General features: G+C 44.1%; 3 protein-coding genes. All 3 read right to left on the bottom strand.

The annotated features are described in order from the left end of the window. On the bottom strand, positions 1–1338 hold a 1338-nt coding region (locus ACKPQ4_RS02225), incomplete at its 3' end, for a c-type cytochrome domain-containing protein (RefSeq protein WP_407679580.1). A 54-nt stretch (positions 1339–1392) separates the two neighbouring features. Further along, positions 1393–2697, bottom strand: coding sequence for a DUF1501 domain-containing protein (locus tag ACKPQ4_RS02220; RefSeq protein ID WP_407679579.1), 1305 nt, complete (start codon positions 2695–2697; stop codon positions 1393–1395). A 30-nt stretch (positions 2698–2727) separates the two neighbouring features. Further along, positions 2728–4365: DUF1553 domain-containing protein (locus ACKPQ4_RS02215; protein ID WP_407679578.1), on the bottom strand; the 1638-nt coding region annotated here is incomplete at its 5' end.

Here is a 4365-nt window from a genome sequence, read left to right as displayed (position 1 = left end):
GGGACCTGAAGAAAATTCGGCACGAATCATATTGTGCTTAACTGAAAGAGGTGTAACCAAAGCACCCGTTTTGGATGCAACTTCAATCTGAGTTTTAGAGGGCTTTGACAGCCTTTTCCCAAGAAGGTCGACTAAGGGTACTTTGGCATCTGCAACAGAGGTAAGTGCAACAGCTACTTTATCTTCTTTGGGTTTATCAAAGTTATCGGATGGATATTCTTTCGCACCCTCATCAATCCATTGTTTAAATAGTTCAATTTCTTCTGCTGTTAATGGATCACCTTTGGGGGGCATGATTTCGGAGTCATCAGGGTCCAAAGTGATCACAACAAATAAGGTGCTTTCTTCGTGATCTCCTCTATCGATTATCTCACCATCAAGGTTGCCTTTAAGCACTGCTTCGTAGGAATCTAATGCTAGACCGGCTTTGGGGTGAATGGTTCTACCGTTTTTTACATAAGGTTCTCCATGACAATCAAGGCAGCGATCTTCTATGATAGGAAAGATATGATCATGAAAACTAATTCCATTGCTTGCATCAGCAACCGTTGCACCCCCTGCACTTAGTTTTGCACCTTCTTCAATCCAACGTTTAATGATATCGACTTGTTCAGGCTTGAGGGGACCGCCCTTGGGGGGCATAAACATGTCGTCATCTTCGTCTAGAGTCAGAACTTCGTGCAAATAACTGTCAGCCACATCCCCGGCTGTAACTACGGTGTTATCAAGGTTTCCCTTCATTACCAGTTCATAAGTATTAAGAGCTAGCCCTGCTTTTGGCTGGATGGTACGGCCGTTTTTATCATATGGCTCTTGGTGGCAACTAAAGCATCGATCTTCCAAAATAGGGAGAACATGGTTGCTGAAGTCTATAGGCTGACCCTCTACGGGCATGCCACTTTCTTTGGCTTCAACTGCTAGATTTGGGTCTTGGCCAAGTTTTATTGGTCTGTAAGCAAAAAAGGAGCCCTTACGTAATTTGATTTTTTTCTTGGGTGGTGCTTTAAGGCGTGGTCCATCTTGGGGAATATTTTCTGGTTCATCCATACTTGATTCGCTAGTGGATACTTCCTCCCCATTTTCCTTAGGGCTTTCTTTCGAGCTAAGCTTTCTGGGGTCCCCAATTGGCAACTTTCCTTTCTGTGATAATTCCCTTAAATAGGACTGATCGGAACTGGATAGCTGGTTATAGGGAACTGGATAGAGTTTTTTATCTTTAGCTTCCAGGTAGAATGTTTGCCCCTCGTAACTGAGTACTCTTGCTGTGAAAGCTTGTCCGGCGGACGCTGTAAAAGTTCTAAATGGCTCTACCGCAAAGAGTTTTGAGCATAATAACAATGATATTGAAGCCCATATAGGGCGGCAACTTGCCATCCCAACGACTAATTTAGTTTAAACCAATACATCCAATAAAGGTTCTCCGTCATGAGCAACCTTGAATGGACGACCAGAGGGTGAATATTGTACATCATTTAAAGGTAATCCCATATTATATCCGATAGTCGCATTAAGGCCAGCAGGATCAACAAATTTTCCTTCGACTGGGTTTCTACCTACCTTATCCATCTTCCCATATACTGTTCCGCCTTTAACTCCGCCGCCAGCAAGAAAGGCAGAGAAACCGTAAGGCCAGTGATCCCTGCCATTTCCACCGTTAATTCTTGGGGTGCGACCAAATTCAGACACCAATACAATCATCGTGTCTTCGAGTAGTCCACGCATTTCCAAATCAAGCAGTAGGGCACTAAGGCCTTTGTCTAAGTCGGCACAGTTATTTGCAACCGCTTCAAAATTGTTAGAATGGGTATCCCATCCACCCCGGTTTACTTCGATGTAACGGACTTTATTTTCTACAAGACGACGGGCAAGCAAACAGCCCTGCCCGAATGCGGAACGACCGTAAAGGTCTTTCATTGCGTCAGGTTCAGAAGCCACATCGAATGCTTTTAAATCTTCACTACGCATCAATTTAACCGCATCGTTGTAAAGGTCGGTGTAAGCACGAACCTGTTTTTGATCATAGGTCCCTAGGAAACTAGCATTCATCTTTTGTGCCATCGCCAGACGACCATCAAAGCGTGTTTGATCCAGGTAATCGGCCGCTTTACTATTAGCTAAACCGGCATTAGGGTTGCCGATTGGAAGCGGGCCATATTTTGATTCAAGAAAACCAGAACTCCCTATACGTCCATTAATCGCAACATTCATTGGAATGGTTGAATTAATAGGACCGGACATTTTAGAAATCCAACTACCAAATGTCGGGTGGGAAATTGTACCACGCATCTGATAACTAGTGTGCATGAGATAAGTGCCTTGCATGTGTGCACCTTGGCTAGTCATCATTGTACGGATGATGGCTGCATTGTGCATGTGCTTGGCGGTTTCAGGAAGGTTTTCGGATAAAAACACACCGTCAGCACTGGTTGATATCGGACTTACTGGACCTTGGTAACTATCTTTATCTGCATCGGTGTTGGGGGCAAAGGTATCCATATGTGACATCCCTGCAGACATGTATAAATAGATAAGATGTCTCGCCTTGGCTGGACGGGTGCCAGGTTGAAGAGCTTGGGCTGGGGTATGGACATAAGAACCAGCCATTGGCAATAGCCCGACGCCCAAGCAAGCTTTAGCAGCACTGGCAACAAATTCTCTACGACTAAGCTCGTCTAAATTTTTGAGATCGGATTTCATAATAATTAGTATGTTTGGTAGTTCGTATGATTAGCGGACAAATAAAAATTCGTGACTGTTAAGGAGTACCCAGGCAACATCTTTGTGGACATTTTCACTGCCCATCATCTTAAGACTTTCTGTAAAGTCAGACATTTCCCGGGTGGTAGGTTTACGCTGTAAAATGGCTTTGAATGCATAATTGATTTTATCAACCATTGTTACTTGAGAAGAAAGTTTTTTCATAAAAGTTGAATTTTTATTACTGATAATATTTTTCTCAACATAACCGTTCATTACAGCAAGAACCTGGTCCACTGAGGCTTGTTTGTGAGAAACTTGAATTTGATCTCTCGGAGAACCCCCGAATTGACGAATGAAATGTCCAGCAGGGGCAGGGTGACCAACTTCTGCAGCCCGCAGCGAGTTAGTGTCTCTGGTTTTGGTGCCATTTCTTGAGTACGATTGAGGAGAAGAATCAGAACCACCAGCCATCATTTCCCCGTCCATCATCATTTCGTTCATCGCTGGGAGGTTTTCTAGGAACTGGTCTTTGCAACCGTTACAACAAAAGGCAACCGTCTCACCCTTTTCATTCTTTGCGGTGATATTCGGGTCTGCCAACCTCCCTGGTCTTATGGGACAATTTTCATTGATTGGCTTAGGTTTATCAGCCATTGCTTTTTGGGCATCCATGTCAGATCCTGGTGCTGGAATGCCAAGCCTTTCCATAAAAAGTTCCTCCGCTGACATACTGATATATCGTTGGTATTGATCAAACCCATTTCCGGGAAAACGCGAGTGGATTCGTTTATCTAAATCTGGGTAATTTAGGGCAACTAATGAGTCCCAAATTTGCTCGCCAGAAAGTCTTTCAACGACAGGGCCTTGATAAAAGTATGGGACGGCTCCACGCTTTGGATAATCGCGGTTCGGTCCAGAAATCACATACTTTACTTCAATTGGCATTACTTCGTCTTTTGCATCACGAGGATCAATATCCCTAGTAGGCGATTCCCTTTGGAAAGCTTTGGTATTGTATAAGATGCGAAGGAATTCCTTTGTATCATAGTCAAGAGCCACCATGATTTTTTCAAGGTGAAGCATAAGCTCAGGGTGCGTGGCTAAGGTATCATCGAACATATTATCAACGGGCTCAATTAGACCCAGTCCAAACACAGCTTTCCACAGGCGATTAGCAATTACTGTAGTGAACCGAGGGTTATCCGGGGAAGCTAGCCAACTTGCGTATGAGTCACGTGATCCCTTTTCTTGAAGATTTTCATCAAGTTCTATAACTAATCCAAAAATGGTTTTGGCCTTCAGCTCTTGCCCAGGTTGAGCATTATCGTACTGATAGTCCTTGGGGAGGTTGATTTTTCCCTTTCCTAAATTATCCATGCCAAGCCCCACTATATCGCCAATACCAGTGGCACCACGATATTTTGCCCCAAGCGCAGCCCTTTGTTTTGCCTTTTCGTCGTCGTCGAGACTTGGGTCATTGGAAACTTTCTTTTGCTCTTCGTTCATCCACTGTCTTGCCATTCGTGAAAACTTCCCAAACTCAGTTGCGCTTTTATTAGTTGGCCTGTGAGCCCCATAAGTGTATGCAGCCATCTCGAAGAATTGTTTTTGAGTCCATCGGTCAAAAGGGTGGTCATGACATTGAGCACACTCCAAACTAGTTCC

Origin of the sequence: Candidatus Chordibacter forsetii, from assembly GCF_964187505.1 — a bacterium.
GTDB classification, from domain to species: domain Bacteria; phylum Verrucomicrobiota; class Verrucomicrobiia; order Opitutales; family Seribacteraceae; genus Chordibacter; species Chordibacter forsetii.
The sequence above is the reverse complement of the archived record's forward strand: the minus strand, read 5'-3'. Positions and strand labels throughout refer to the sequence as shown.

Coding starts and splice junctions, on each gene's coding strand:
- ACKPQ4_RS02220 (WP_407679579.1), bottom strand. CDS start 2,697: ATGAAATCCGATCTCAAAAATTTAGACGAGCTTAGTCGTAGAGAATTT.